General features: G+C 60.4%; 23 protein-coding genes and 1 pseudogene. 10 read left to right on the top strand and 14 right to left on the bottom strand.

Annotated elements, in window-relative coordinates; translation table 11 throughout:
• Positions 1 to 113: 113 nt before the first annotated feature.
• The 9 genes from NKJ35_RS08980 to NKJ35_RS08940 form a co-directional block, all read right to left on the bottom strand.
• Entirely contained in the window at positions 114 to 413 is a 300-nt protein-coding gene (locus NKJ35_RS08980) for a ferredoxin family protein (protein ID WP_352646405.1), read from the bottom strand.
• Between the two features lie 11 nt (positions 414 to 424).
• Positions 425 to 1732 (bottom strand): FAD-binding protein, encoded by a 1308-nt coding sequence (locus tag NKJ35_RS08975; protein WP_352646675.1) that lies wholly within the window; start codon positions 1730 to 1732, stop codon positions 425 to 427.
• An 8-nt stretch (positions 1733 to 1740) separates the two neighbouring features.
• Entirely contained in the window at positions 1741 to 2850 is a 1110-nt protein-coding gene (locus tag NKJ35_RS08970) for an electron transfer flavoprotein subunit alpha/FixB family protein (protein ID WP_352646404.1), read from the bottom strand.
• A gap of 18 nt (positions 2851 to 2868) precedes the next feature.
• Positions 2869 to 3720, bottom strand: a complete 852-nt coding sequence (locus NKJ35_RS08965; RefSeq protein ID WP_352646403.1) for an electron transfer flavoprotein subunit beta/FixA family protein — start codon at positions 3718 to 3720, stop codon at positions 2869 to 2871.
• Between the two features lie 186 nt (positions 3721 to 3906).
• The gene (gene nifW, locus NKJ35_RS08960) at positions 3907 to 4287 is read right to left on the bottom strand and encodes a nitrogenase stabilizing/protective protein NifW (protein ID WP_352646402.1); all 381 of its coding nucleotides are present in this window, start codon (positions 4285 to 4287) and stop codon (positions 3907 to 3909) included.
• The gene (nifV, locus tag NKJ35_RS08955) at positions 4284 to 5492 is read right to left on the bottom strand and encodes a homocitrate synthase (RefSeq protein WP_352646401.1); all 1209 of its coding nucleotides are present in this window, start codon (positions 5490 to 5492) and stop codon (positions 4284 to 4286) included. Before nifV ends, nifW begins: the two co-directional genes overlap by 4 nt.
• Complete coding sequence (gene nifS / locus NKJ35_RS08950) at positions 5489 to 6706, bottom strand: cysteine desulfurase NifS (protein WP_352646400.1); 1218 nt, start codon at positions 6704 to 6706, stop codon at positions 5489 to 5491. Before nifS ends, nifV begins: the two co-directional genes overlap by 4 nt.
• Entirely contained in the window at positions 6657 to 6887 is a 231-nt protein-coding gene (locus NKJ35_RS08945; RefSeq protein ID WP_352646674.1) for a NifU family protein, read from the bottom strand. Before NKJ35_RS08945 ends, nifS begins: the two co-directional genes overlap by 50 nt.
• Before the next feature lie 263 nt (positions 6888 to 7150).
• Complete coding sequence (locus NKJ35_RS08940; RefSeq protein WP_023678237.1) at positions 7151 to 7471, bottom strand: HesB/IscA family protein; 321 nt, start codon at positions 7469 to 7471, stop codon at positions 7151 to 7153.
• 588 nt (positions 7472 to 8059) lie between these two features.
• Here NKJ35_RS08940 and hemP point away from each other — a divergent pair.
• Both hemP and NKJ35_RS08930 read left to right on the top strand, forming a co-directional pair.
• Positions 8060 to 8164: a hemin uptake protein HemP gene (hemP, locus tag NKJ35_RS08935; RefSeq protein ID WP_023678236.1), complete on the top strand. Its 105-nt coding sequence runs from the start codon at positions 8060 to 8062 to the stop codon at positions 8162 to 8164.
• 32 nt (positions 8165 to 8196) lie between these two features.
• Positions 8197 to 9264, top strand: a complete 1068-nt coding sequence (locus NKJ35_RS08930) for a hemin-degrading factor (RefSeq protein WP_352646399.1) — start codon at positions 8197 to 8199, stop codon at positions 9262 to 9264.
• Between the two features lie 91 nt (positions 9265 to 9355).
• On the opposite strand, the pseudogene NKJ35_RS08925 reads toward NKJ35_RS08930, so the two are convergent.
• Positions 9356 to 9696: pseudogene (locus NKJ35_RS08925) on the bottom strand (hypothetical protein).
• A gap of 436 nt (positions 9697 to 10132) precedes the next feature.
• On the opposite strand from NKJ35_RS08925, the gene NKJ35_RS08920 reads away from it, so the two are divergent.
• The 7 genes from NKJ35_RS08920 to NKJ35_RS08890 all read left to right on the top strand — a co-directional run bounded on the left by NKJ35_RS08920 (position 10133) and on the right by NKJ35_RS08890 (position 16022).
• Entirely contained in the window at positions 10133 to 11350 is a 1218-nt protein-coding gene (locus NKJ35_RS08920) for a cytochrome P450 (RefSeq protein ID WP_352646672.1), read from the top strand.
• Positions 11351 to 11390: 40 nt separating this feature from the next.
• On the top strand, positions 11391 to 11582 hold the full coding sequence (locus tag NKJ35_RS08915) for a ferredoxin (RefSeq protein WP_352646397.1): 192 nt from the start codon (positions 11391 to 11393) through the stop codon (positions 11580 to 11582).
• A gap of 335 nt (positions 11583 to 11917) precedes the next feature.
• On the top strand, positions 11918 to 12502 hold the full coding sequence (locus NKJ35_RS08910; protein ID WP_352646670.1) for a nitrogen fixation protein NifQ: 585 nt from the start codon (positions 11918 to 11920) through the stop codon (positions 12500 to 12502).
• Positions 12503 to 12678: 176 nt separating this feature from the next.
• Entirely contained in the window at positions 12679 to 12963 is a 285-nt protein-coding gene (locus tag NKJ35_RS08905; protein WP_095091031.1) for a hypothetical protein, read from the top strand.
• Positions 12956 to 13915 carry a hypothetical protein gene (locus NKJ35_RS08900; protein WP_352646396.1) on the top strand — a complete coding sequence of 320 codons (960 nt, stop codon included), beginning with the start codon at positions 12956 to 12958 and terminating at the stop codon, positions 13913 to 13915. Before NKJ35_RS08905 ends, NKJ35_RS08900 begins: the two co-directional genes overlap by 8 nt.
• Before the next feature lie 44 nt (positions 13916 to 13959).
• On the top strand, positions 13960 to 14880 hold the full coding sequence (locus NKJ35_RS08895) for an HNH endonuclease (RefSeq protein ID WP_352646394.1): 921 nt from the start codon (positions 13960 to 13962) through the stop codon (positions 14878 to 14880).
• Positions 14881 to 14963: 83 nt separating this feature from the next.
• Positions 14964 to 16022 (top strand): hypothetical protein, encoded by a 1059-nt coding sequence (locus tag NKJ35_RS08890; RefSeq protein ID WP_352646393.1) that lies wholly within the window; start codon positions 14964 to 14966, stop codon positions 16020 to 16022.
• 10 nt (positions 16023 to 16032) lie between these two features.
• Here NKJ35_RS08890 and NKJ35_RS08885 read toward each other — a convergent pair whose 3' ends face one another.
• Positions 16033 to 17139: an LPD7 domain-containing protein gene (locus NKJ35_RS08885; RefSeq protein ID WP_352646668.1), complete on the bottom strand. Its 1107-nt coding sequence runs from the start codon at positions 17137 to 17139 to the stop codon at positions 16033 to 16035.
• Positions 17140 to 18099: 960 nt separating this feature from the next.
• On the opposite strand from NKJ35_RS08885, the gene NKJ35_RS08880 reads away from it, so the two are divergent.
• On the top strand, positions 18100 to 18351 hold the full coding sequence (locus tag NKJ35_RS08880) for a hypothetical protein (protein WP_352646391.1): 252 nt from the start codon (positions 18100 to 18102) through the stop codon (positions 18349 to 18351).
• A gap of 111 nt (positions 18352 to 18462) precedes the next feature.
• Here NKJ35_RS08880 and NKJ35_RS08875 read toward each other — a convergent pair whose 3' ends face one another.
• From NKJ35_RS08875 to NKJ35_RS08865, 3 genes are all read right to left on the bottom strand, one after another.
• Positions 18463 to 19680, bottom strand: coding sequence for an MFS transporter (locus tag NKJ35_RS08875; protein ID WP_352646388.1), 1218 nt, complete (start codon positions 19678 to 19680; stop codon positions 18463 to 18465).
• Between the two features lie 57 nt (positions 19681 to 19737).
• Positions 19738 to 21174, bottom strand: coding sequence for an RNA polymerase factor sigma-54 (gene rpoN, locus NKJ35_RS08870; RefSeq protein WP_352646386.1), 1437 nt, complete (start codon positions 21172 to 21174; stop codon positions 19738 to 19740).
• Between the two features lie 68 nt (positions 21175 to 21242).
• Complete coding sequence (locus NKJ35_RS08865) at positions 21243 to 21776, bottom strand: peroxiredoxin (RefSeq protein ID WP_352646666.1); 534 nt, start codon at positions 21774 to 21776, stop codon at positions 21243 to 21245.
• Between the last annotated feature and the right edge of the window lie 759 nt (positions 21777 to 22535).

The raw sequence follows: 22535 nt of genomic DNA, 5'->3' as shown, positions 1-22535 counted from the left end.
AGTATTCACGAGCTTCTCTTCATTGCGAGGCGATTCCAGCAGAGATAGACTTGGCGTTGGTCGCGATCTCAGGTCTACCAAGATTGACCCTGTTGATACGGTGAGTGCCTCTGTCATCCAAATTTGAAGAGGACTCCGAAGCCGCCGCGTGGATAGTTCCACTCGATCTCGCCAGTGGTCTCGCACAAAATCCGGCAGGTGCCGCACTCCATGCAGCCGTCGGCGGTGATCTCCACTTGACCTTTGTCGTTCAACTCATAGCATTTCGCCGGGCAGACGTGGGTCAGCGCGAGCAAGTTCGCGCTTGGCGTATCGTGCGGTAGCACTTTGATATGCGGACGGCCGGAATCCACCAAGTAGCGGTTCTGGTAAAGCTTGTCCTCGACACGTGACTTCGTCACTGCGATCGTCATTTCGTCTCCCCTCAGCGCCACGCCAATGCAAGGCGGACCGCGTCGCTGACCAGCCCCCAGCGCGAGCGCGCCTTGATGAAGGCCGCCGTCGTGGCCTTTTCCTTCTCGATCTTCGGCGTCCCGTCGACACGCATGAAGTTCTGCGCGGCTTGCGACATCAACCGCGGATAGGTCGTGAAGTAATTGCAGGAATTGGTGTGAAGCAAGGCCGGCATGTCTTTGTATTTCCTTAGGTCCTTGACCACGAAGGTCTTGTCCAGCATGGCTTTGTAAAGGGCGAGATTCCGTTTGGTCATAGGACCGTTGCGGCTCTTGACCTCGACGATTGCCTCAGCCGCGATGCGGCCGGAGGTCATGGCGAGGTTCGAACCCTCGCGGTGAATGGCGTTGTTCAGTTGCGCGGCATCGCCGACCACGACCCAGCCGTCGCCAAAGAGCTGCGGAATAGCCTTGTAGCCGCCTTCGGGAATGAGATGCGCGGAATATTCTTTCACTTCCGAGCCGGCAATCAGCGGCCGGATCGAAGGATGGGTTTTTAAGGCGTCGAGGAGGACGTAAGGGCTCTCGACCATCGCGGCGAAGTCGGAGACGAGGCAGCCAATGCCCAGTGAGATCGACTCCTTGTTGGTGTAGAGGAAGCCGAGCCCGGCCATGCTGCGGGAAGTCGTGCCCACCGCCTCGATCACGCAGCCTTCATCGCCTTTGAGGCCGAACCGCTGCTCAATGACCTCTTCGGGGAGGAAATGCATTTCCTTGACGGCGAGCGCCACGGTTTGCGGCTTCGGCATCTCGCGCAGGCCGGCCCGCGTGCCAAGCAGTCCGCAGACACCTTCTGCGAGGACGACCACGTCCGCGTAGATGGCTCCGCCGGCCCGGTCTGTGCGGACGCCGATCACCCTGTCCTTGGCGTCACGGATGAGTTCCGTCACGGTCGTCTCGCACAGAACCGTCGCGCCGGCCTCGCGCACCTTACGCGAAAACCATTTATCGAACTGGGCACGAATGATCGTGTAGCGGTTGGGCTTCGCCTCATTGAAGTCGTCCGACCGATAGTGAATCCCGGTGTGGGACGTGTCGTCCATCACCCAAAGCCGTTGTTCAACCAAATGCCGCTCGAGAGGCGCATCGTCCCGGAAATCCGGGATGATCTTCTCCAGCATGTTCGCGTACATGATGGCACCCTGGACATTCTTGGACCCCGGATATTCACCCCGCTCCAACTGCAGCACCTTCAGGCCGTGGCTGGCCATGGTGTAAGCAGCTGCATTTCCGGACATGCCGGCCCCAATAACAATGGCGTCGAATTGTTCCTCAATCATGTCCATCCTTAGCTCGCAAGCTTATCGCGACTGTGGGGCGACAGCCGCCGGGTGAAGGCTTCCGTCAGTGCGGGCAGGAAGCGGATCGCGTCGGTGACGATCCCGAGGTGAGCGAAATCGAAAATCGGCGCGTTCGGGTCGGTGTTGATGGCCACGATGAGATCCGCCCCCTCGACGCCAACCCGGTGCTGGACGGCGCCGGAAATCCCGGCCGCTATGTAAAGCTTCGGCCGGATGGTCTTGCCAGTTTGGCCGATCTGCCGATCAGCCGACATCCAGCTCTTCTGGACCAACGGGCGCGAACAGCCATGCTCGGCACCAATTGCCCGCGCGAGATTCTTCACAAGCTGCAGGTTCTCCGCCGCGCCAAGACCGAGGCCTCCCGCAACCACGACGTCGGCGTAGGCAAGATTTGCCTTTGCCGACTGACTATCCGGCAGGAAGCCGAGGACTTTGGTAACGATCTCGTCCTCGGCTACCGAGAGCTTGTGCCGGATGACACGCCCGACCGGTTTATCCGCCCGCTGCGGCATGGGCATGACCCTCGGTCGCACTGTCGCCATCTGGGGTCGGAAATTGAGCGTATAGATCGTGCACAACAAGGAACCGCCGAAAGTCGGACGGGTGGCGGCGAGCGAACCGTCGGTATCCACATCGAGTTCGGTGCAGTCGGCCGTGAGCCCTGTCTGCAAGGTCGTCGCCACGGAGCCGGCAAGATCCCTGCCGAGTGTGGTGGCACCGAGAAGAAGGATCTCGGGTTTGTGGGTATCGACCAGATCCGTCATCGCCTTGGTGAATGGCTCGTTCCGATAGTCGGCGAGCAGCGGCGCCTCGACGATGTAGACAAGGTCGGCGCCATAAGCGAACGCTTCGGCAACGGCGTTCCCGATGGCCTCTCCCGGCGGTCCAAGCACGACGCCCGCAAGCTGGACCTGCAGCTTGTCTGCTAACTTGCGGCCTTCGCCGAGCAGTTCGAATGATACGGGATGGACCTGGCCGCGTTCGAGCTCGATGAAAACCCAAACGTGCCGGTAGTCCTTGAAATGCGCGGGCAGCTCCTTCTTTATGCCGGCACGGCCGGCGGCAGCGCGAGGGGTTTCTCGGTTCGCGGTCGACATCGTCTGCTCCTTGCCCTCTCACGCGCCGCCGTTGAAGGCGAGCTCATGTTCCAATGCCGGCTGGCGGGTGAAAATTGCCGTGATGAGTTCGTCAGCGACATCGCGCAAGGCCATCTCGGCGGTGTCGATTTTTGCCGCCTTTTCCGCTCGCGCAGGAGGCGCGAAAACGCGCTTGACGACCGTCGGTGAACCGCGCAGGCCGCATTTGGTGAGATCCTCAATGCCGGCGTCGGCCGCACTCCATTTCAAGACCTGGCTGCGCGCGGCGCACAGGGCGTCCTGGATCGAGCCCCGGCGGATCTCGTTTGTGCCTTCCAGCATGGTGATCAGGCAAGGGAGCCTGCTCTTCAGCATCTGTGTGCCCCCTTCGGAGCGGCGCTCAACCTTGATCTCGCGCGCAGCGATATCAACGGAGGCGATCTTCGCGACATAGGTCAGTTGCAGGAGTCCGAGGCGCTTGGCGATGCCGGGCCCGACCTGGGCGGTGTCGCCATCGATCGTCTGCTTGCCGGTGAAGACGAGGTCTGGCGTGCCGAACGTCTCGCCAACCTTCGCGATTGCCTGGGAAAGGGCGAAGGAGGTCGCCAGCGTGTCGGAGCCGGCAAAATAGCGGTCGGTCAAGAGCACCGCTCGGTCGGCGCCGTAACCGAGAGCCTTTCGCAGCGCGTCCTCTGCCATGGGCGGACCCATGGTGAGCACGGTGACTTCGCCACCATAGGCGTCGCGCAGTCTGAGGGCTTCTTCGAGGGCGAACAGGTCGTAAGGGTTGATGATGGTCGGAACACCCTGGCGCATGATCGTGTTCGTCACCGGATGGACCCGTATCTGTGCCGAGTCCGGCACCTGCTTGATGCAGATTACGATGTGCATTGGCGGTTTCTCTAGGCTCCTGTCCTGATGCGGGCTTGGCGGTTCATCTCCTTGATTTGCATCATTCGTGCCAATTGTTTTGCGTGCCCCTATTCCTAGAACTTCGGTTGTTGCTTCTGAGGGCGCCGTGGTGATGACCGGATTTGTCGGCTTCTCGACATTGTCGCGTCGCAACCCGTGTCGCGGTCATTCCTCTCCGAACCGCTTCAGTACGGAGTCGAACGGGACAAAGGTGCGGCCCGGCGTGGCAGGTTTGTTGGGATCGTGGTCTTTGAGCACCTTGAAGACCCGATGCGTGAGCGGCGAGGAAATCGCGAAGTCCTCGTAAGCGCGTTGGAGCGTCGCGCGCACCCGCGCGGCAATCACCTGGTCGGGCAGACCGGAGAAATCTTCTTCGGCAAGGTATTGGCCCACGCGCTTCATGATATGGAGCCGCGAGACATTCAGCACCTTTGGGTCATAGGAGACGCCAAGGACTGCGAAGAACTCCTCCGCAGCCGACAGGCGCTTCAGTCGCGCGAGGATGTCGGTGACATCGATGGTGCGGCTGTCAGCGGAACAATTCATTGCATTCTCCCTGGTCGGAAAAACTGTGGTGCCGGTGCGCTCGCGCACGGCTGGCCTGGACCCGCAAGCTCCGCGAGGGATGCCTCGCTGCACATTCCATCGTAGAGCTCGACCAGTTGAGTTGCAGTGACGGTCGATTTGGTCTCGGCCGCTTCGCGCCGGACGCGGGCCACCATCGCGGCTGCCAGATCCGGGTCGAGATCGCGACCGCTTTGGCTGAGCACATGGGCAATCGCAGTGGCGCCGGAATGCTTGCCGATGACGATACGCCGGCAGCGGCCCACGAGAGCCGGATCGAGCCCCTGATAAGTACGCGAGTCCTTCAGCAGCCCTGCGACGTGAATGCCGCATTCGTGGGTGAAAACATCGGCGCCGACGACCGGCTTAATGGCCGCGGTCTCCCGGCGGGCGGCCCAAGCCACCTGGGCGGCGAGGTCGGGCAATGCGGTCAGCTCGATGCCCGTATCCGCGCCGTCGAGGACCGCCATCGCGGCGGCCACCTCTTCCAGCGCGGCATTGCCCGCACGCTCGCCGAGCCCCAGGACGGTGACGGAGGCATGGCGCGCGCCTGCGCGGATCGCGGCCAGCGTGTTGGCGCCAGCAAGTCCGAGATCGTTGTGCGCATGAAATTCAAGGTCGATTGGAGACTGCGCCACGAGCTGGGCGACAAGTTCGAAGGTCGAAAAGGGATCCAGAACGCCGACAGTGTCGGCTAGCCTGACGCGGCTTGCGCCGGCGTGTGCAGCCGTCTCGATAACGCGGGCGATATGATCCCGATCGGCCCGCGACGCATCCTCGCAGCCCACCGCGACGAAGAAGCCGGTGGCGGCTGCGCGCCTGACCATATGCTCGATGACCTGGAGCGCTCCCGCCTTGTCGAGGCCCAGCTTGGCGGAAAGTTGGATGTCCGACGCAGGCAGCGACAGATTGACGGCGTGGACGCCGCTCTCGATCGCTGCATCGAGATCCAGCGACGTCATCCGGCACCAGGCCAAGAGCCGAACCGGGAGACGCCGCGCCACCACGGCGCGAATTGTTTCGATCTCGTCGGCTCCCATGACCGGCGTGCCGATCTCGATCTCTGTGACGCCGGCCGCCGCAAGAGACTGGGCGATCTCCAGCTTTTCCGTCGTGGTAAAGGCGACGCCGGGCGCCTGCTCGCCATCGCGCAAGGTCGTATCGTTGAGAAAGACCTGACGGTTCATGAGCGACTACCGGCTCTTCCGGCGCGGGAGCATAGACCCGATTGAAGGTCTTCGGCACTTCGCTTGCCCGGCCCAGAATTGCCAACGCCACGCAGCCTCTCCACGATTGCGGGCATGACCTCGAGCGCCCGGTCGACGTCCGCTTCGCCGTTGTCGCGCGCGAAGGAAAAGCGGACTGCCCCATGTGGCATGTTCATCGCCCTCAAGACATGGCTCGGCTCCAGGGAGCCGGAGCTACAGGCGGAGCCGGCCGAACAGGCGATGCCCACGCGGCTGAGGAGAAGTGGAATTCCATCACTTTCGATATGTTCGAAGGAGATGTTCGCGGTGTTTGGCAACCGCTCTAGGGGATCACCAGTGACACAGGTGTTTGGGATGCGCTGGAGAATCCCGCCCTCCAGGCGATCGCGGAGCGACTTTACCCGTGTGGTCGCGTCGTCCATGAATTTCAAGGCGAGTTCGGCCGCCGTGCCGAGCCCGACTATGCCGGGCGTATTCTCGGTGCCAGCACGCCGGTTGTGTTCTTGGTGGCCCCCCTTGATCAGCGAGTGGAAGTTGACGCCACGTTTTACGAAAAGCGCGCCGATCCCTTTCGGCCCGTGCAGCTTGTGGCCGGAGAGCGACAGTAAGTCGATTGCGGTCGACTTCAAGTCCATCGGAAGCTTGCCGACCGCCTGCACAGCATCGGTATGGAAAAGGGCGCCCACTTCCTTGGCCAACTCGGCAAGCCTGGCCACAGGGAAGATCACACCAGTCTCGTTGTTCGCCCACATTATCGAGACGATTGCCACCTGTGGGGTGAGGGCGGCCATATAGGCGTCGAGGTCGAGCCGGCCACGGCAATCCACCGGGATCCTGTGCACCTTGACGCGGCGGGTCTTTTCAAGATGCGCGCAGAGCGTCAGCACGGCGGGGTGCTCGACCGCGGAAGTCACAATCTCGGTTCGGTTGGGCATCGCCTCGAGCGCCGAAAGAAGCGCTGCATTGTCGCTTTCTGTCCCACCCGAGGTGAAGGTGATCTCGTCGTCGAACTCCGCGCCGATCAGCGCTTGCAACTGCCTCCGCGCCTTTCTCACCGCCGCACTGACTGAGGCGCCAAAAGCGTGCGCCGACGAAGGGTTGCCGAATTGATCCGTAAAGAACGGCAACATCGCTTGCACGACCTCAGGATCGACCCGTGTGGTTGCGTTGTTGTCGAGATAGACAGGCTTCATAGGTGCGATTCCTCAGTTGATCAGAATGACGCGAGCGCGAGACCGCCTCATTGAGCCTCTGGCGCATGCGGTTGATGATGATGGTCCCGAACTGGCAGCTGGCGCAGACGCCCGACAGTTTGACGTAGAACGGATCGGCGTCGACATGGACAAGTTCGCAGTCGCCGCCGTCAGCCCGCAGGTAAGGACGCCCGCACGCGACAACGTTATTGATAAGCCGAATTTGGCGCAGCGGCGCGATTTGGCCGCCAGCAGCTCGGGTGCCACCAGGAACCGAACTGTTTCGGGAGGCGACGTTCTTTGCATCCTACCGGAAGCGATTGCCGGTCCCAAGATCGGCTTCGACCTTGCCTTGTTCTTGAGGACGGGGACATCTGTTGTGCCGGCCATATAAGCCTCCTCTGCCGCAAGAGTCCGTCGGCGGCGATCGCTTCATGGACCCGCTCAACTAAAGGACTTGCCGCAGCCGCACTTCTCGCGCGCGTTGGGGTTATCGAAGACAAAGCCGGAAGATTCGAGCCCGGTGAGGAAGTCGACGGTCATGCCGGCGACATGGGGTTGGGAGCCCGCGTCCACGAACAGCTTGATCCCATCTGTCTCGGTGATCGCGTCGCCCTCGCGCGACACGCTCTCCAGGCCCATTAAGTATTTGAAGCCGGCGCAGCCGCCGGCCTGGACCATGATGCGAAAGCCTTCCGCCGGCTCGCTGGCGCGGGAAAGAGCAGTCTTGATGGCGGCAACAGCGTTGTCGGTGAGCGTAATCATGGCTCCATTCTCCTCAGTCCGGGACCTGCTTGCGCATCACGTTGCATGCACCGTGCCAAAGCGAAAAAATGTTTCAACACAGCGCGGCATCTCTGACACTGCTGTGGTTCTTGTGAGTCCATTGCTGCGAAGGTGTCGGCCAACCGACACGTACTGTCGGGTTTGTCGGGTCCGCCACGCGGGATGTTGGGCCTGAGTTGTTGGCTGAACTCACATTAAACCAATGACCATTACAGAAGACTTCTTCTGAGCTTGCTTCGGCGCAATTGGCACGGTTTTTGAAGCTCCACTGGCGAGGCGGCAAGAGACTGCCGATCCACAATCGTGTCGTAGGTGCCCTCGCGATCGATGGGGCGAAGCAAGGGAGCAACATGTCAGGACTGGGTCAGACACGCTTTGTTTGGCGAAGCAGCGCCGCCCGTGGCATCCGAATGACCGATTGGCCGATTGCGACAACACCCACAATTGCTCACCACCGCCCGGTGGCCACCGACCGGCTCGATGTGATTCCATCGGCATGTGCCTGCTCGTGTCACTCGGGTCTCGCCGCTCCGATAGCACCCCCGGTTTTCGCGCGGGTGCGACGACGTGCGCACGCTGTCCAGCGACACTTTGTTCACGGGCCAGCAGCAGATCAGGGTCGAGCATTACGGCGCGCCCTATCGGCTGAAGATTCACCGGCAGGGCAGCTGATCCTCACACGTAGGTGGAAGTAGGGGTAAGACATGGACCAGCGCGAGAAACCGTCGCCGGACGAAATCCGGCGGGCGTGCGAAGACAATCCGGAAATCCGGGAGCATGATCTCGCCGCTCGATTGGGCATTTCGGAAGCCGAATTGGTCGCGGCGCATTGTGGTGACGGCGCGGTGCGCATCGAGCCGCGCGTCGATGATCTGCTGACCGGCCTCGAAGCGGTCGGCGAGGTGATGGCGGTCACCCGCAACCAAAGTGCCGTGCACCAAAAGATCGGCGTCTACGACAAAGTGGTCACCGGCAGCCCGCATGCCATGGTGCTCGGCGACGAGATCGACCTGCGCATCTTCCCGAAAGCGTGGGCGTATGGCTTCGCCGTCGAGAAGCGCGAGGGAGCCGAGATCCGCCGCAGCCTGCAATTCTTTGATGCCACCGGCGAGGCGATGCACAAAGTACATCTCAGGCCCGCCTCGAACCTGCACGCCTATCAGAATCTGGCGGCAGAGCTCGTATCCTCCGACCAGGAGCCGATCATATCGGTCGAGGCGAGCGGGGCGCGCGATAACGCAGTGAGTCCAGACCAAGCCGCCACGGTCGACGACCTACGCGAGCACTGGAGCCGGCTGAGCGACGTGCATCAGTTCTACCATATGTTGAAGACACTGAAGCTCAGCCGCTGCCAGGCGATGCGTATGGCCGACGAGGATTACGCCTGGCTGCTCGACAATGATGCCGTTGGCGCCCTGTTCCAACAGGCTGCCGAAGACGAGATGCCGATCATGTGCTTTGTCGGCAATCGTGGTTGCATCCAGATCCATTCCGGCCCGATCAAGTCGGTCAAGCAGATCGGGCCGCGGATCAATGTGCTCGACGAGACCTTCCATCTGCATCTTAGGACCCATCACATCCGCGAGGTCTGGGCCGTGCGCAAGCCGACGAGGGACGGTCACGTCACGTCCATTGAAGCCTATGGCGCCGACGGCAAGATGATCATCCAGTTCTTCGGCACGCGCAAGGAAGGCGAACGCGAGCGCAGCGACTGGCGGTTTCTGGCCGAGAACCTGCCACGCATTCCCGGTCCGACCGACAGGGATGTGTAGAGTGCCGGCAGACCCTCGGATTGAACCGGCCGCCATAGGACTCGGCACCACGTTGCGACAGCGGCTGCGAGGTCGTAGCGCATACGGACGGTCAGGTGTGCACGCCGGAATTGACCGCATCGATACAGTCAAGCTCGTCGCCGGGCGGACCGCTGCGCACGAGTGCATCGCCGTCTAACCGGAAAGCCTTGCTGCGGCTGCGAGCGATACAACGCATACGCCATCAGCGCCGAACCGAAGCGCGGCTCGACCTTGTTGATAATTTCGATCATCGCGCGCAAGCGCCGCTGAGTCTTGTCGGACCGCACCCGATCCTTGCGCTGGATCGCGTCGTTGCTCAATCCGGGCCGTGCGAGCGATCTTCTCGCTCGTCGACCGGAAGGCAGTGCAGGAGCAGCCAGGCCGAACAGCCCGATGTCGCGGACTCGACAAAACCGACCGTGGATGTCGGTTGTCGGACGTTGTCCTAAGAATGATGGACAGGTGATCATCAACTTAGCGGCGGCGGGCCCAGTGCAGGCTGGCATCGCTTGGTGCAGCGCCATGGGTACGCCTATCCGGCACGCGACTTGCTTCGACAATTTGATCAGCAGGGCATCAGCAGTGCGTCACGGAGCTCAGCGGTGATTGACCAGCCTCTCAACCCTAACGGGGATAAGGGAGGGCTTTGCTTCATAACCGCAGCGCGGCGGAGATGCCCCTTCTGATTGACTTCGCAACCGATCTCATCCGCGCTGGTGCAGGTGGGCTGTATCGGGCGACAGAATGTAGAAGGGGCCCGACAAGAGACGTACCCATGCTGGAAATCGACTTTATGAACAGCGGTGCAATCTCAATCGGCCATGAACGCCAATGTAGAGAAAGCAAAATGGCAACCAAACCCGTTCCAGATCATGTCCCGCCCGAAATGGTGAGGGACTTCAGCCTGTTTACGTCACCAGGGATGTCACAAACGCCCAACGGGGATCCACACGCAGCTGTCGCTTGCGCCCATGACGGGCCTCCGATCTTTTATTCCCGCTACAACACGCAAGATGGCCGGGGTACCTGGGTCATCACCCGTGCCGCGGACCAGCGCAAGGTGCTGCAGGACGCTGAGACTTTTTCCAGCCATCGCAGCATCTTCTCCTCCATACTAGGTGAAAACTGGCCGACGATCCCGCTTGAGCTCGATCCACCGGCCCATGGCGTCTTTCGCTCACTGCTCAATCCGCTGCTTTCGCCAAAGCGGGTGTTGGCTTTGGAACCGGCTGTCCGCGAACGGGCGGTCGAGCTGATCGAAAGGATCGCCGCGTCGGGCACAAGCTGCGACGTGATGAAGGATTTTGCCTTTCCTTTCGCGGTGAGCACCTTTCTTCGCTTTCTGGGGTTGCCCGACGACCGACTCGATACATTCGTCGGCTGGGGGAAAGATCTGCTCCACGGCGACGATAAGGAACGACCTGTGGCTGCCCGGACGATCGTGGCATTCATCGACGAACTTGCAGCCATGCGCCGCCAGGAGGCGGTTGACGATTTCATGACCTTTATCGTGCAGGCACAGGTCGAGGGCCGCCGGCTGACGGACACCCAAGTCCGCGGCATCGGCGTGCTTGTCTTCGTCGCTGGGCTCGACACGGTCGCAGCAGCTATAGGCTTTGACTTGGCGTACCTCGCGCGCAACCTCAAAGATCAGCAATTGCTGCGGAGCGAACCGGACCGCATCCCGCTTGCAACCGAAGAATTGCTGCGGGCCTATCCGCCCATTCAGTTGATCCGCGTGGCTACGAAAGATATCGACTTCGAAGGCGCGCCGATCCGGAAGGGGGACTATGTTTCCTGCGCCACGATGATTGCCAATCGTGACCCGGCGGAATTCGAATGCCCCAACACGATCGATTTGGAGCGGGAGGACAACCGCCACGCAGCGTTTGGCTATGGTCCCCACCGTTGCCTTGGCTCACACCTTGCCCGGCGGGAGATTGTCATTGGCCTGGAGGAGTGGCTGGCGCGCATCCCACCTTTCAGGATCAAGCAGGGTACGGCACCGATAACCTCTGGGGGCCATGTGTTCGGGATCGAAAATTTGATCCTGGACTGGTCTTAGGCCCGCCCCGAGCCGGGGCACAGACAATGGAGGCAGCGCCATGCGCATCATCGTCCAAAATGCCAAATGCCAGGGTCACGCGCGATGCGCGGTGCAAGCGCCGGACATCTTCAAGCTTGATGACGAGGGTTACATCCTGCCTGGTGACATTGAAGTTGCGGAAGGGGAGGAGCTGCGTGCATCGCGAGGCGCGCGATCCTGTCCTGAACGTGCGCTGGAACTCACTCGCTGACGCTCTGAATCAGACGTCATTCAACCGTGAGTCTGGCGGGCTTGAATGGGGTCGACCATGTGGCCGCACTCAGCACGCGACGTTTGTCCTGCATGGTCCACCTCCAACTCCGCGGGTGCATTTCCGGCGCCAGTGTTCCCCATGCGCAAACGGCAGGGCGGGGGCTCGCGAAACGCCTCTTCCAATCACAGAATTTGTGACAGAGCCGATGGAGCAGACGAAAATTGCCGAACTACTCGACGCGAGGCGATCCGGAGTGCCATACCGAAGAACTGCCCATGTTGCGGCCGACCGGTCGCTGAATGGCTTGATAGGACAACCAGGAGAACAACACCATATTCGCCCAACACTATGCCCGGCTCAGCACCGGCCAATGGCCGCAGATCGAGCTGGAGAGGAGGTTCGACCAGCATGTACTTGCCTGTGTGCTTTCACGTGCGCTCGAGGAGATCGAGGCCGGCGAGGCGACGGCGACGGAGGCAACCGGACTTTCGCGCGCCGAGCTGCGCGATGTCCTGGCCCGCTGTTTGCCTGCTATTCCTATCAACGCGTTTGCCTTGAAAGAGGTGAGCGAGCCCGAGCCGGATCTGGAAGAAGAACTTCTGCATGGACTGCTGCTGGCGCATGCCCGACATGGCGACCCGGCGAGCGCCCGCTTCGCCAAGATCATCGCCCGGCGTGCCATGCGCAATGACCATCTCTGGCAGGAGCTTGGCCTTTTTAATCGAAACGACCTCGGCCGCCTGCTCGCCTCGCATTTTCCGACGCTGGCGGCCGGCAACACCCAAAACATGAAATGGAAGAAATACTTTTACCGCAAGCTCTGCGAGGCCGAAGGTTTTTCGCTCTGCAGCGCGCCCAGTTGCTTGGAATGCAATGATTTCGAAAGCTGCTTCGGCCCGGAGGGACTTTGCGAGTAGTCCGCCCTTAAGTCATTGATTCTAAAGCGCGAATAGCGTTGACCGAAATAGCCAGAATCAAGAAACGTACACCTGATTGGTGTACGCAAGGGTGTACAGCGCCAAGGATTCCGTTGTCAACATTGAAAAGCGAGGGGGAATCGGTCAGAGATCGCGCAGGGCGGAGCGAGCGAACAATGAGCGTCAATTGGGGCGAAGATGACTTGGCGAGGCTGCTGGCTCTTGAGCACGCCTTTCATGCGCTTGCCCTGCTGTCAGCAAGCAACTACGCCCATCTCGCGGGAACCACACCCAGCGCCGCCGTGAAGCAGTTCCGAGAAGCTATCGAAGGCTCCGTCTACGATAGCGGACAGGCTCCGAAGACCGTACAAGTGCTCATGAGCAAGCATCTGAAGAAGATGTTCGACCACGTGGCCGCAATGGCTGTCCACGCGGACCAAGGATTCATAGGTGATGAGTGACATCTACGAGAACGCCATCGCCTCGATCAGGCTTGGTATCCAGGATTTTCAATCCAACGACGAACTTCGGCCGATAAGCGCGCTGCGGAACTTCTACGCGGGGGTGCTACTTCTTGGAAAACAGTGTCTTTTGAATGCTGCGCCAGACGACGCCGACCCCATGGAAATCCTTGCATCGAAGTTCGCCCCCATTTTGGACGACGACGGCGAGGTAGCATATGCAGCGAAGGGCCAGCAGACTATTGACCTTGCGGAACTCCGTGAGCGCTTCAAGGGTTTCAAGCTCACATGGCCTGCTGGCGACATCAAAGGCCTCCAGAAGCTCCGGAATGACTTTGAGCACTACCACTCTGCAACGCCGAAACCAGCGATACGACAGGTGATAGCCGATTGCTTTCCTTTGGTGGAAGGATTCTTCGCAATACTGGAGAAATCGCCCAAGGTCGAGCTTGGCGACACGTGGGATTTGATGCTTGCAGAACGCGCGTTCTTCAGAAAGCTGAAAGACTCGTGCAACGCGACATTCCAGAAAATTCCCTGGTGGCCAGAGATTGCTGAACGCGATGATATCTCGTGCCCGAACTGTAGATCGTCGCTCGTTTACCAGAAAGACGACACTAACGACGAACCAGGTGACATTGAGGGATGCTGCAAGGCATGCGGCGATGCTTTCTCAGCAGAGAAGACCGTCGAGATAATTGTGCAGGCAGGCTTCGGCATTGATGACTACATGGCTGCCAAGGAAGGGTTGGAGCCGACGATTCACGACTGTCCTGAGTGCTACAACGCCACATATGTGGAAACAGGCACCACCGTAAAATGCTTCTTCTGCGGCTATGCAGTGGGCGGCGACTGCGCGAGGTGCGGTGAGTCACTTAGTATAAGTAACAAGTCTGTCAACAATCCCCGACTCTGCGACTACTGCGATCACATGTTGTCGAAGGACGACTAGGTCCTGAGACCCAGACCGAGCGCCCTCTAACGGGAAACAGATTCGTGGCCAAAGAAGAGGCAGATACCTGGGAACTCGACGAACCAGCGGCGCGCACCCACACCCCCCCAGGTTGGCCGATCAAAGTGATCGAGTTCAGTGCAAGTGGGAAGGCACCAAAGAAGTATGGACCGAACACCTATCGGTTCGGCGCTTCCCTCACGTTGAGCGTGGTTCTTCCAAGGCGGGGATGGTCGCTTGTCAAGAAGACGAAGAACTACGCCTACTTAACACCACCCCCAGATCAGCTAGGCCCCAACTTCCGGATCTCAATAGCAGTTCCACCCGCTTCGGAATGCTTGGCCATCGCGCGCAGGTGTCACGCTCGTGCCGAATCCTGGGCATACCAGCTTGGCGAGTGGCCGGCGTGGTATCTCCATGAGCGAAATCGCGACATGCGCCGCTTATGGCGCGACCCGGTGACAGGAGAGATGGCATCGGAGTTGCATCCCGCCCCGCCGGAATCCAGCCTTTCCATCGGTCAGTGGGGCATTTGGGAGATGCACGTCTCCGGAATCGCCGGGAACTTCGTAATCGGGCGCGCCCCTCCTGCTGCTCCGGCGAACGGCAGCCTGGGCGTTCCCGCTGACGCCCTAACCGAAGGCGAGCTAAGAACAGTCGAACTCACGAAACACGAACGCAACGTTAAAGCTCGACGAGAGTGTATCAGGCACTTCGGCTACCGATGCCAAGCATGCGATCTCAGCTATGAGGATAGGTATGGTCCGATTGGCGCCGATCTCATCCACGTTCACCACCTAACGCCTCTCTCGGAGATTGGCGAAGCCTATCAGGTCGACCCGATCCGCGATCTGGTGCCGCTCTGCGCAAATTGTCATCACGTCGTGCATCGCCGAAACCCGCCGTATTCAATAGCCGAGCTGAGAAGTGTGATCACCGAGCAGGCAAAACGCACCTTGGCGTAGCCCGGACCTTACAGAGACCAGCGAATATTCTTGAACAGAAGCAATACGATACCGATCTTACGGTCACACTGGAGTTACCCTGCATGGCTGATGATAGCGAACCCATCACGGTCGATGATTCCGAGGAGCCTACAACGCTGCCAACTAACGTTGGTGTTAGCCTCAGCGGCCCGTTTGAGAGCGAGGACAAAGCTCGCGAGTTTGCCTATCGAGTATTAGGGTCGATGAGGGTTCTCGGCAAATCGATGGACCTCAGCGGGGTCGATGGCGTTACCATTTCTGGGGACTACCATGAAGCTTTGACCGCCCTCGATCGCGGCATTGAAGGCCTCCGACCTTTGACGGCCTCCACCGACGAAGACGGCATAATCGGCATAGCAATGGCACCAGCGGTTCTAAGAGACGGAAAGCTCAAAACCCACTTGGTCTTCCACGTCCACGCGATCCTCGGCCTTGCAGAACCTGAGTCCGAATTATTCCCGCTGGCTGTCCATACCCTTGCACACGAATGCGCTCATGCGATGCTGCATACAGCATTCGACAACCGATTTCCGAACGTGATTTTACGTGAAGGCGCATCGAACTACTTCGACCGTTTCCGACTAGAGGTCACCGATGCATGCTGGGAAGAATACGGCGCTACTCGGGCGAGCGCAGACTGGGGTACAGATCCGACGGACGGTTATGTCAGCACGTTCGTCAAGGCACTCTCGGAAACAGACCAATCAGCGAATGAATTCATTTTGTCCTATCGGACACACGGCGACATCGACCAAGTTCTTGCCGAGGTCCCGCCGCTATATGGCAACCTCATCAAATGGGCATCCTATCTGATTGGAACGATGCACGGCCTCGATAAGAAGATCGCCGATCTTCCCGAACTGGTCGAAGCACTCAACGGTCATTGGTTCTCCGAGTATTTCGAAAAGCTCGAAACCGCTTATAGGAAACTCTGGGAACGGCTTGGCGAATGGGATGAGCGGGCCGAATTCGATCCAATCGGAGACGTCGCGATCGACGCTCTCGAAAGGGGCGGAATGAAGCTGATCAAGACCTCCCCTGACAACACCAAGGTCGAGATTCCTTTTCGAACATGGAACACCCCTATGGGCGGCCTGCTCAATCTAATGGGGCAGCTCTAGTCGGCCAGCGTCAAAACCTTTTCAGGGAGCGCATCCCCCGGCCGGGCATCCGGAACTCCTCGGCGAGGGTGGAAGGCAAGCACACGTCGGGCCATGCGCCTCCTGCATACGGACACGGGACAGGATAGCAAGGCCTTCGCGACGCCAGTTCCGGAGGGCCTGACGGCGGTTGCAGGTGACTTCCTTGAATAGGCGCTGCCAGTCGTGCGGCTCGCGGGCGCGCAATTCGAAAAAGGTCTGAAGGGCGTGGTCTTCGGCAATGCGGGCGTCCAGTCCCAGCCATGGGCACCATGGGAGGCCGGGGCGGCGTACCAGACGGAAGGCTTTCCCGTCGCATCGGCCGGCGACCTCGGTGGCATTGGATTCCACCCAGCATTGCGTTGCCGGATCGAAGCGCGCGAACTCGGGATAGGTCCGCCCATGAGCGTGGGCGGACACGTATCTCCGAAGCGCATGGGACTCGTCCTGATTTTCGTGGCTCACGAAATTCAACGGGGCCTCCTCTCCTCATGGTCCAAGTCTGACGACGGCGGAGGAAGATCCATGTCGTCGCCGAGTGCGGGGAGCCTTTCCTTTTTCCTGCGGGCTTCCTCGGCCTCGCGCGCGGTCCTGCCGTAGCCTCTGAGGGTAGGGAGCGCGGCAACGACGTCGCCCTCGGGTTTCCCGGCCAACTTGCCGCGCTGCTCGTCGTGAAGGTGGCGCGTGACGAAGGCAGCGAGGTCGTGGTCGTTCCCTTCGAGCTTTCGAGAGCGGCGACATCACCGGCAGCGGCCTCGAGCACCAAGGCGGCGACGGCTCTGTGGTTCCGGATCGCGGACATCTCATCGCCCTCGGAACGGATTCTGAACTGGTCGCCCTCGAACGCCTTCCGGACTCCCTCCGAAGGCTCGTAGAGTTTGCCCGTCGCCTGATCGTAGACCGCGACGCCCTGGCGCTGGCCCTCAAGCCATGCGGCATCCTTGAAGGCGCGTTCGCCGAAGATCTCCAAGCTGGAATCCCACTCGTCCATGGCCTTGGAAATCATGGCACGGACAGCGGCGTCCGACGCGGCAGGGCCGTGGATTCGCAGTTCGTCTCCGAGATCTTGCAATCGGCATTTTCCGACCTCGATCCACACGCCGTCGGGGGCCTCCGTCACCTCGGTGAAGCCACGGCTACGCCACCTGTCGGCGAGGGATTCAACCTTGTCGGGCGGAAGCTGCGGCACCTCGTCGGGGCTTCGGCGAGATCTCGCGCCGCTACCCTTGCGGCGGAGGCTCCTGAGTTCTTCCAACCTTTCGATGCTGTCGAGGTCGTCGGCTGCGAGCAGCGCGGCGGCGAGGGCGTCCGCCTGCCCGCGCTGGCCGAAGACCTTGGCGAGGCGGTTGCGGATTTCGACGTGCCCGCCGTCCTTCGTGGCGATGCGGATAAGACCGGAGTTCGACGTGTCAATGAAATGCAGGGAACCCGCCCAGCCTTCGGCGTTCGGGAGGTCGGGGAAGCGCTCGCGGAGGAGCTTCTGTTTGAAGTCGGCGCGGCTCCGTGGGCGGATGAGCGGCCTCTTCCTCCGCGCGGCTGCGCGCCCCAAGGACTCCTAGCCCTGCCGAAAACTCGTCGCGCCGGAGTCCTTCAAGCTCCACTGCCAAGGCCTTCAGGCTGCGTGTCAGCGTCTCCCTGTCCATGCCTGCATTCAATCCTTCGAACGCCATCACGGCGAGCGCCGTCGCCCGACGCTGCGCCTCACGCCTTTTCAGTGCTCCAAGCCATATGCGCAAAGGGGTTGCACCAAGGTTTACGACTTGCCCGGCAGGGATTCGCATCTGGAAGAAGAAACCTGAGTCCTTGCGCCATAAATACATCGCCCGCTCCAGGTGTACGTTTAGGTGTACGTTTCTGGATAAGAGGCGATTATTACACAATAAAATCAAATACTTAAGCGATGGTGGGCCCGGAGGAAGGCGAAAGCCGCCTCACACGGATCAAGGACGGCATCGCCTCGGATTGAGAGCACGCTTCGTAGATTGTACAGCGCCAGCGCTCGCGCCGCGCCATGTGTCTCTTGTCGAATGTCGACGGACCCCTTCGGGGATTGAATGCTGTGCCTGCTGTCCGATTACCCGCCATGCTCGCTTCGGCGGGCGCCGTCATGATGGCGGTGCAGGATGCGACCCGCACCATCGCCGCCGAGCAACTGGTGTTCTCCGGGCCGTTGCTGCTCGCCTGCCTCGCGGTTGCGGCGCCTGGGCGGCCGCGGTTCCCCGCGCCGGCAGCGCTCACTGTCGCCAAATGGAAACCGGTGCCGGCGAGGTTCACGTGTCGGGCGGCGAAGGTCGCCATGGCCCGGAGGTGAAGCCGGCGAGCGCTTCCGCAGGTCCATGCAAGCGAAGGATCGCGCCGCGCCGTGCATGCGTTTGCATCTCTCGTCCCCTGCGCTGCTGAGACCTCTCTACTGTCAGGCGGTCTAGGTTTCGCGCTTCGGGCCGAGCAGGAACACTGTCAGGGCGGCGATGAACGTGGCAACAGCACTGTAGGCAATGGCACTGGTAACCCCGGCATTGTCCACCAATAGTCCGCCGAAAATCGCGCCGGCTGCGATTGCCACTTGGAATGCTACGACCATCAGCACACCGGCGCTTTCGGCCTGCTCGGGAACGGCCCGCCGCACCATCCACGTCTGTAATCCCACCGGCACCGCGCCGAAGGCAAACCCCCATGCGGCAACCGCAATCGCCGAGGCGAAGGCCGATTCTCCCGCCGTCAGCAGCGAAACAGCGGCTATCGCTATGAGCAGCGGTGCAAGGGCCGCGACTGCCTTGAGACTGTACTCGGCCAGAAGCCCGCCGGCCAAATTGCCGAAGAATCCGCCGATGCCGAAACCAAGCAACACAAGCGAGATCGTCTCGACGTCCAGCGCGGGAATCTTCTCGAGGAAGGCGCGGATATAAGTGATTCCGGCGAAGTGGCCGGAAGCGACAAGCAGGACGACCACAAGCGCGACCTTGACCATCGGAATCTTAGCCACATCCAGCAGGCTGCGGAAGCTAGCCACTCCAATCGGAGGCAGTCTCGGAATGGTTATGAGTTGCACCAGCAGTGTAGCCGCGCCGCCGACTGCGGCGAGCATGAAGGCGCTTCGCCATCCCCAGATATCGCCGACATAAGCGCCGATTGGAGCTGCGCAAACGGTAGCCACCGAAACGCCGGTGAGGATGATCGACATAGCGCGCGCCAGGAGGTGGCTTGGAACGAGCCGCATCGCCAGTGCTGCCGACATCGACCAGAAGCCTCCGAGCGCTATGCCGAGCACGACGCGTGCAGTCAGGAGAACCGCCAACGACCACGCGCCGGCCGCCAGAACGTCCGCCAGGATCAGCAGCAGCGTCATCGCCCACATGACGATCCTGCGGTCCAGGCGCTTTGTGATGATGGCCACCGTCGGCGCCGAGATCGCCCCGACGATAGCGGTCGCCGTCATCGCCTGTCCAGCCGCTCCCTCGGTGATACCGAGATCATGTGCGAGCGGCGTGAGCAGGCTAACAGGCAGAAACTCTGCGGTCACCAGCCCGAAGGTGCCCAAGGAAAGCGAAATGACCGCACCCCACGCGGGACCAGACGGTGGGACGGGCTTTTCTGAGTCGTGCAGAACAGCGTCCACGACGCCTGCCGCGGATTGGGTCATGAACGAAGTCTCCACTTTGATGCAATGCAACGTGATGTTGGCTGCCTTGACCCAAATTTAAAAACACAAGCGCATTTCCCGGCGGCGTTGCACGGAGGAGGGGATGTTCATTGCTTCGCGATATTTTGTGACGGTGCGGCGTGCAACATCGATGCCGGTTTCCTTCAGCCGGGCAGCGATGTCCTCATCGGAAAGCACGTCGCCGGGAGATTCTGCGGCAACCATCGCTTTGATCCGATGCCGGACAGCTTCGGCGGAGTGCGCATCGCCGCCTTGGCAGGACGCGATCGCGACGGTGAAAAAATACTTCAGTTCAAAGACTCCGCGCGGGGTAAGCATGTACTTGTTCGAGGTCACCCGGCTTACCGTCGACTCGTGCACGCCGATCGCGTCAGCGACGGTTCTAAGATTGAGAGGCCGCAGGTGGGCGACGCCATGTTCCAAAAAGGCATCCTGCTGACGCACGATTTCAGCCGCAACCTTAACAATCGTCTTGGCGCGCTGATCGAGGCTGCGGATTAGCCAGTTCGCGTTTTGCAAGCATTCGTCGAGAAATGCTTGATCTTTCGAATTTTGGGCAGTTTGACGGGAGACTTCGGCATAGTAGCTTTGGTTGATCAGCAGCTTTGGCAGCGTGGCGGGATCAAGTTCGATCTGCCACCCGCCTTGCGGTGAGGGCGTGACCCAGACATCGGGTATGATTGATTCAGACGCACCGGATTGGAATCGGGTCCCAGGCTTGGGATCGAGCGCACGAATCTCATGCAACATGTCGAGAAGGTCGTCTTCATCGACGCCGCAATGCTGCTTCAGTGCCTGAAAATCGCGTCGCGCAAGCATTTCAAGATTGGCGACCAAAGCTGCCATTGCCGGGTCGAACCGGTCTCGCTGGCGCAACTGGATCTCGAGGCATTCTCTGAGAGTTCGCGCAAAAATTCCCGGTGGATCAAAGTGCTGCAAGGTTCCGAGAACCCGTTCCACATCAGCCTCCCGGATATTCAGGCTCTCGGCCAGCTCCAAAAGGTTTGCCCGAAGATAGCCAGTGTCTTCCAGATCGGCGGCAAGCTGGCCAGCGATCAGCCGCTCCTGTGGTGTGAACGCAGTGAGGGCAATCTGACGAGCGACATGGTCGTGCAATGTTTCGGGGAGGGTGGCAAACTCGTCGAGAGAAGGGCCATTACCCGGCGGATTGTTGGTCGTGTTGCGAAGTGATTTCCATTGCCCGAGCCGTTCCGGCGACCCGGCCCCGGTCGGTCCGTCAAGGCCGTTTGCGCGTGGGCCGACAGGCTGATCCGCTCCCGAAATCGAAACATCGCCAAAAGGCCCGCCATCGTTTGACGCAGATTCCAAGAGCGGGTTCTTCTCGATTTCCCGCTCCACGAATTGATGCAGTTCAGTATGCGCCAGTTGCAGCAAGCGAATCGACTCAATGAGTTGAGGCGATGCGACCATGGATTGCTTCTGGCGCTGAAGCAGGCTTGCTGAGGATTGCATGTGAGCGCGATAATCCTGTCGAGGAGCCTCTCGGGGCGGGCAATGGCACCAGTGAGACGTTTTCTAGGTCATGCGGCGGCTTTCAGCGTTTCCAGAACGTTTTGCGGGGATGAGACGCCATAGGGGTCGGCCTCGCAGTTGTCGGAGAAACCTTCCTCCTCGAACCACTGCTCCACCACGCCATTGTTGATCAGGGCGGCGTAGCGCCAGGAGCGCATCCCGAAGCCGAGATTGTCCTTGGCGACCAGCATGCCCATCTTGCGTGTGAACTCGCCTGAGCCATCGGGGATGAGCTCGACCTTTTGCAGGCCCAAGGACTTCCCCCACGCATTCATGACGAAGGCATCGTTGACGGAGACGCAGTAAATCGCGTCAATTCCCTCCTTCTCAAACTCATCATAGAGCTTTTCGAAATTGGGCAGTTGGTAGGTCGAGCAGGTCGGAGTGAATGCGCCAGGCAGCGAGAACAGGATGACGCGCTTTCCGGCAAAGTAGTCGTCAGATGTCTTTTCTTCCCAGCGATATGGATTTGGGCCCTGGACTGACTCATCGCGAACACGCGTGAGAAAGGTGACAAAGGGAACCTTTTTTTGAACGGTCATCAACTTGCTCCTGAGGAAAAAACTGGCGCGCTGGATTCTGGCAGAGGCTGGCGCAATACCGAGCAAAGGCTCGTATGCCGCACATGAAATGAGGCCCTCGCGGCTCGCACCCTCCTTTTTCCATCCCGATGTAGGGGAACGTCTTGGCTGCTGGTCTTCGTCACCCGAACGTCATCGATCGGAGCGAGTGGAGGCTGTCGAGCCGCTTGGGCAATGTTTCCACGGCTATGGCGCCGGAAGCGGCATCGATCGCTCGCGCTCCTGCCCGGGAAAAAGTGATAGCGGGCCCGAAGTAGCCAATATCGGAAGCGTGTGGAGGCCTCAAATGTGACTTTCCCCAAGAGACCCGCGTTACTGAGCTGGTTCGGCGTATTGTCGATATTTGCCAGTGACCCGCCGACCTTGGCTTCGGTGGCTCTTTGATGGGGCTCTTGGGCACTCACATGCTGATCAGAACCGGTAGACGGCAATTGCGCGAGCGCCATGTGTTGGCGTGCCGCCATCGGACCAGCCGTGCGCAAAGCGGCTGCCGAGGAGGGACCTCCGGAGGAGATGATGTACCGATGTTCAGCGGGAACAGGCACCGTCTCCTCAGGCCACGGTCTAGAGCTTCGCGTGTCGGGCATGGCGCAAGTCGCTTTCATCGTGTTTTGATGGGCTCTGACCAGGAGCAGCAAGCGGCGTGCCATTTCAAATAGAGATGCTTTTGGAGCGATCCTTTTCCTTGGGAGGACCGCGTCTTCAAGACCGGGCGCGCCC

Source organism: Mesorhizobium sp. M0136, from assembly GCF_040322515.1.
In the GTDB taxonomy this organism is placed as follows: domain Bacteria; phylum Pseudomonadota; class Alphaproteobacteria; order Rhizobiales; family Rhizobiaceae; genus Mesorhizobium.
The sequence above is the reverse complement of the archived record's forward strand: the minus strand, read 5'-3'. Positions and strand labels throughout refer to the sequence as shown.

What these genes read in the sequence shown, in the direction of transcription:
- NKJ35_RS08980 (WP_352646405.1), bottom strand. Translation starts at nt 413, where the DNA reads ATGACGATCGCAGTGACGAAGTCACGTGTCGAGGACAAGCTTTACCAG.
- NKJ35_RS08975 (WP_352646675.1), bottom strand. Translation starts at nt 1,732, where the DNA reads ATGATTGAGGAACAATTCGACGCCATTGTTATTGGGGCCGGCATGTCC.
- NKJ35_RS08970 (WP_352646404.1), bottom strand. Translation starts at nt 2,850, where the DNA reads ATGTCGACCGCGAACCGAGAAACCCCTCGCGCTGCCGCCGGCCGTGCC.
- NKJ35_RS08965 (WP_352646403.1), bottom strand. Translation starts at nt 3,720, where the DNA reads ATGCACATCGTAATCTGCATCAAGCAGGTGCCGGACTCGGCACAGATA.
- nifW (WP_352646402.1), bottom strand. Translation starts at nt 4,287, where the DNA reads ATGAATTGTTCCGCTGACAGCCGCACCATCGATGTCACCGACATCCTC.
- nifV (WP_352646401.1), bottom strand. Translation starts at nt 5,492, where the DNA reads ATGAACCGTCAGGTCTTTCTCAACGATACGACCTTGCGCGATGGCGAG.
- nifS (WP_352646400.1), bottom strand. Translation starts at nt 6,706, where the DNA reads ATGAAGCCTGTCTATCTCGACAACAACGCAACCACACGGGTCGATCCT.
- NKJ35_RS08940 (WP_023678237.1), bottom strand. Translation starts at nt 7,471, where the DNA reads ATGATTACGCTCACCGACAACGCTGTTGCCGCCATCAAGACTGCTCTT.
- NKJ35_RS08930 (WP_352646399.1), top strand. Translation starts at nt 8,197, where the DNA reads ATGGACCAGCGCGAGAAACCGTCGCCGGACGAAATCCGGCGGGCGTGC.
- NKJ35_RS08920 (WP_352646672.1), top strand. Translation starts at nt 10,133, where the DNA reads ATGGCAACCAAACCCGTTCCAGATCATGTCCCGCCCGAAATGGTGAGG.
- NKJ35_RS08915 (WP_352646397.1), top strand. Translation starts at nt 11,391, where the DNA reads ATGCGCATCATCGTCCAAAATGCCAAATGCCAGGGTCACGCGCGATGC.
- NKJ35_RS08905 (WP_095091031.1), top strand. Translation starts at nt 12,679, where the DNA reads ATGAGCGTCAATTGGGGCGAAGATGACTTGGCGAGGCTGCTGGCTCTT.
- NKJ35_RS08900 (WP_352646396.1), top strand. Translation starts at nt 12,956, where the DNA reads ATGAGTGACATCTACGAGAACGCCATCGCCTCGATCAGGCTTGGTATC.
- NKJ35_RS08890 (WP_352646393.1), top strand. Translation starts at nt 14,964, where the DNA reads ATGGCTGATGATAGCGAACCCATCACGGTCGATGATTCCGAGGAGCCT.
- NKJ35_RS08875 (WP_352646388.1), bottom strand. Translation starts at nt 19,680, where the DNA reads ATGACCCAATCCGCGGCAGGCGTCGTGGACGCTGTTCTGCACGACTCA.
- rpoN (WP_352646386.1), bottom strand. Translation starts at nt 21,174, where the DNA reads ATGCAATCCTCAGCAAGCCTGCTTCAGCGCCAGAAGCAATCCATGGTC.
- NKJ35_RS08865 (WP_352646666.1), bottom strand. Translation starts at nt 21,776, where the DNA reads ATGACCGTTCAAAAAAAGGTTCCCTTTGTCACCTTTCTCACGCGTGTT.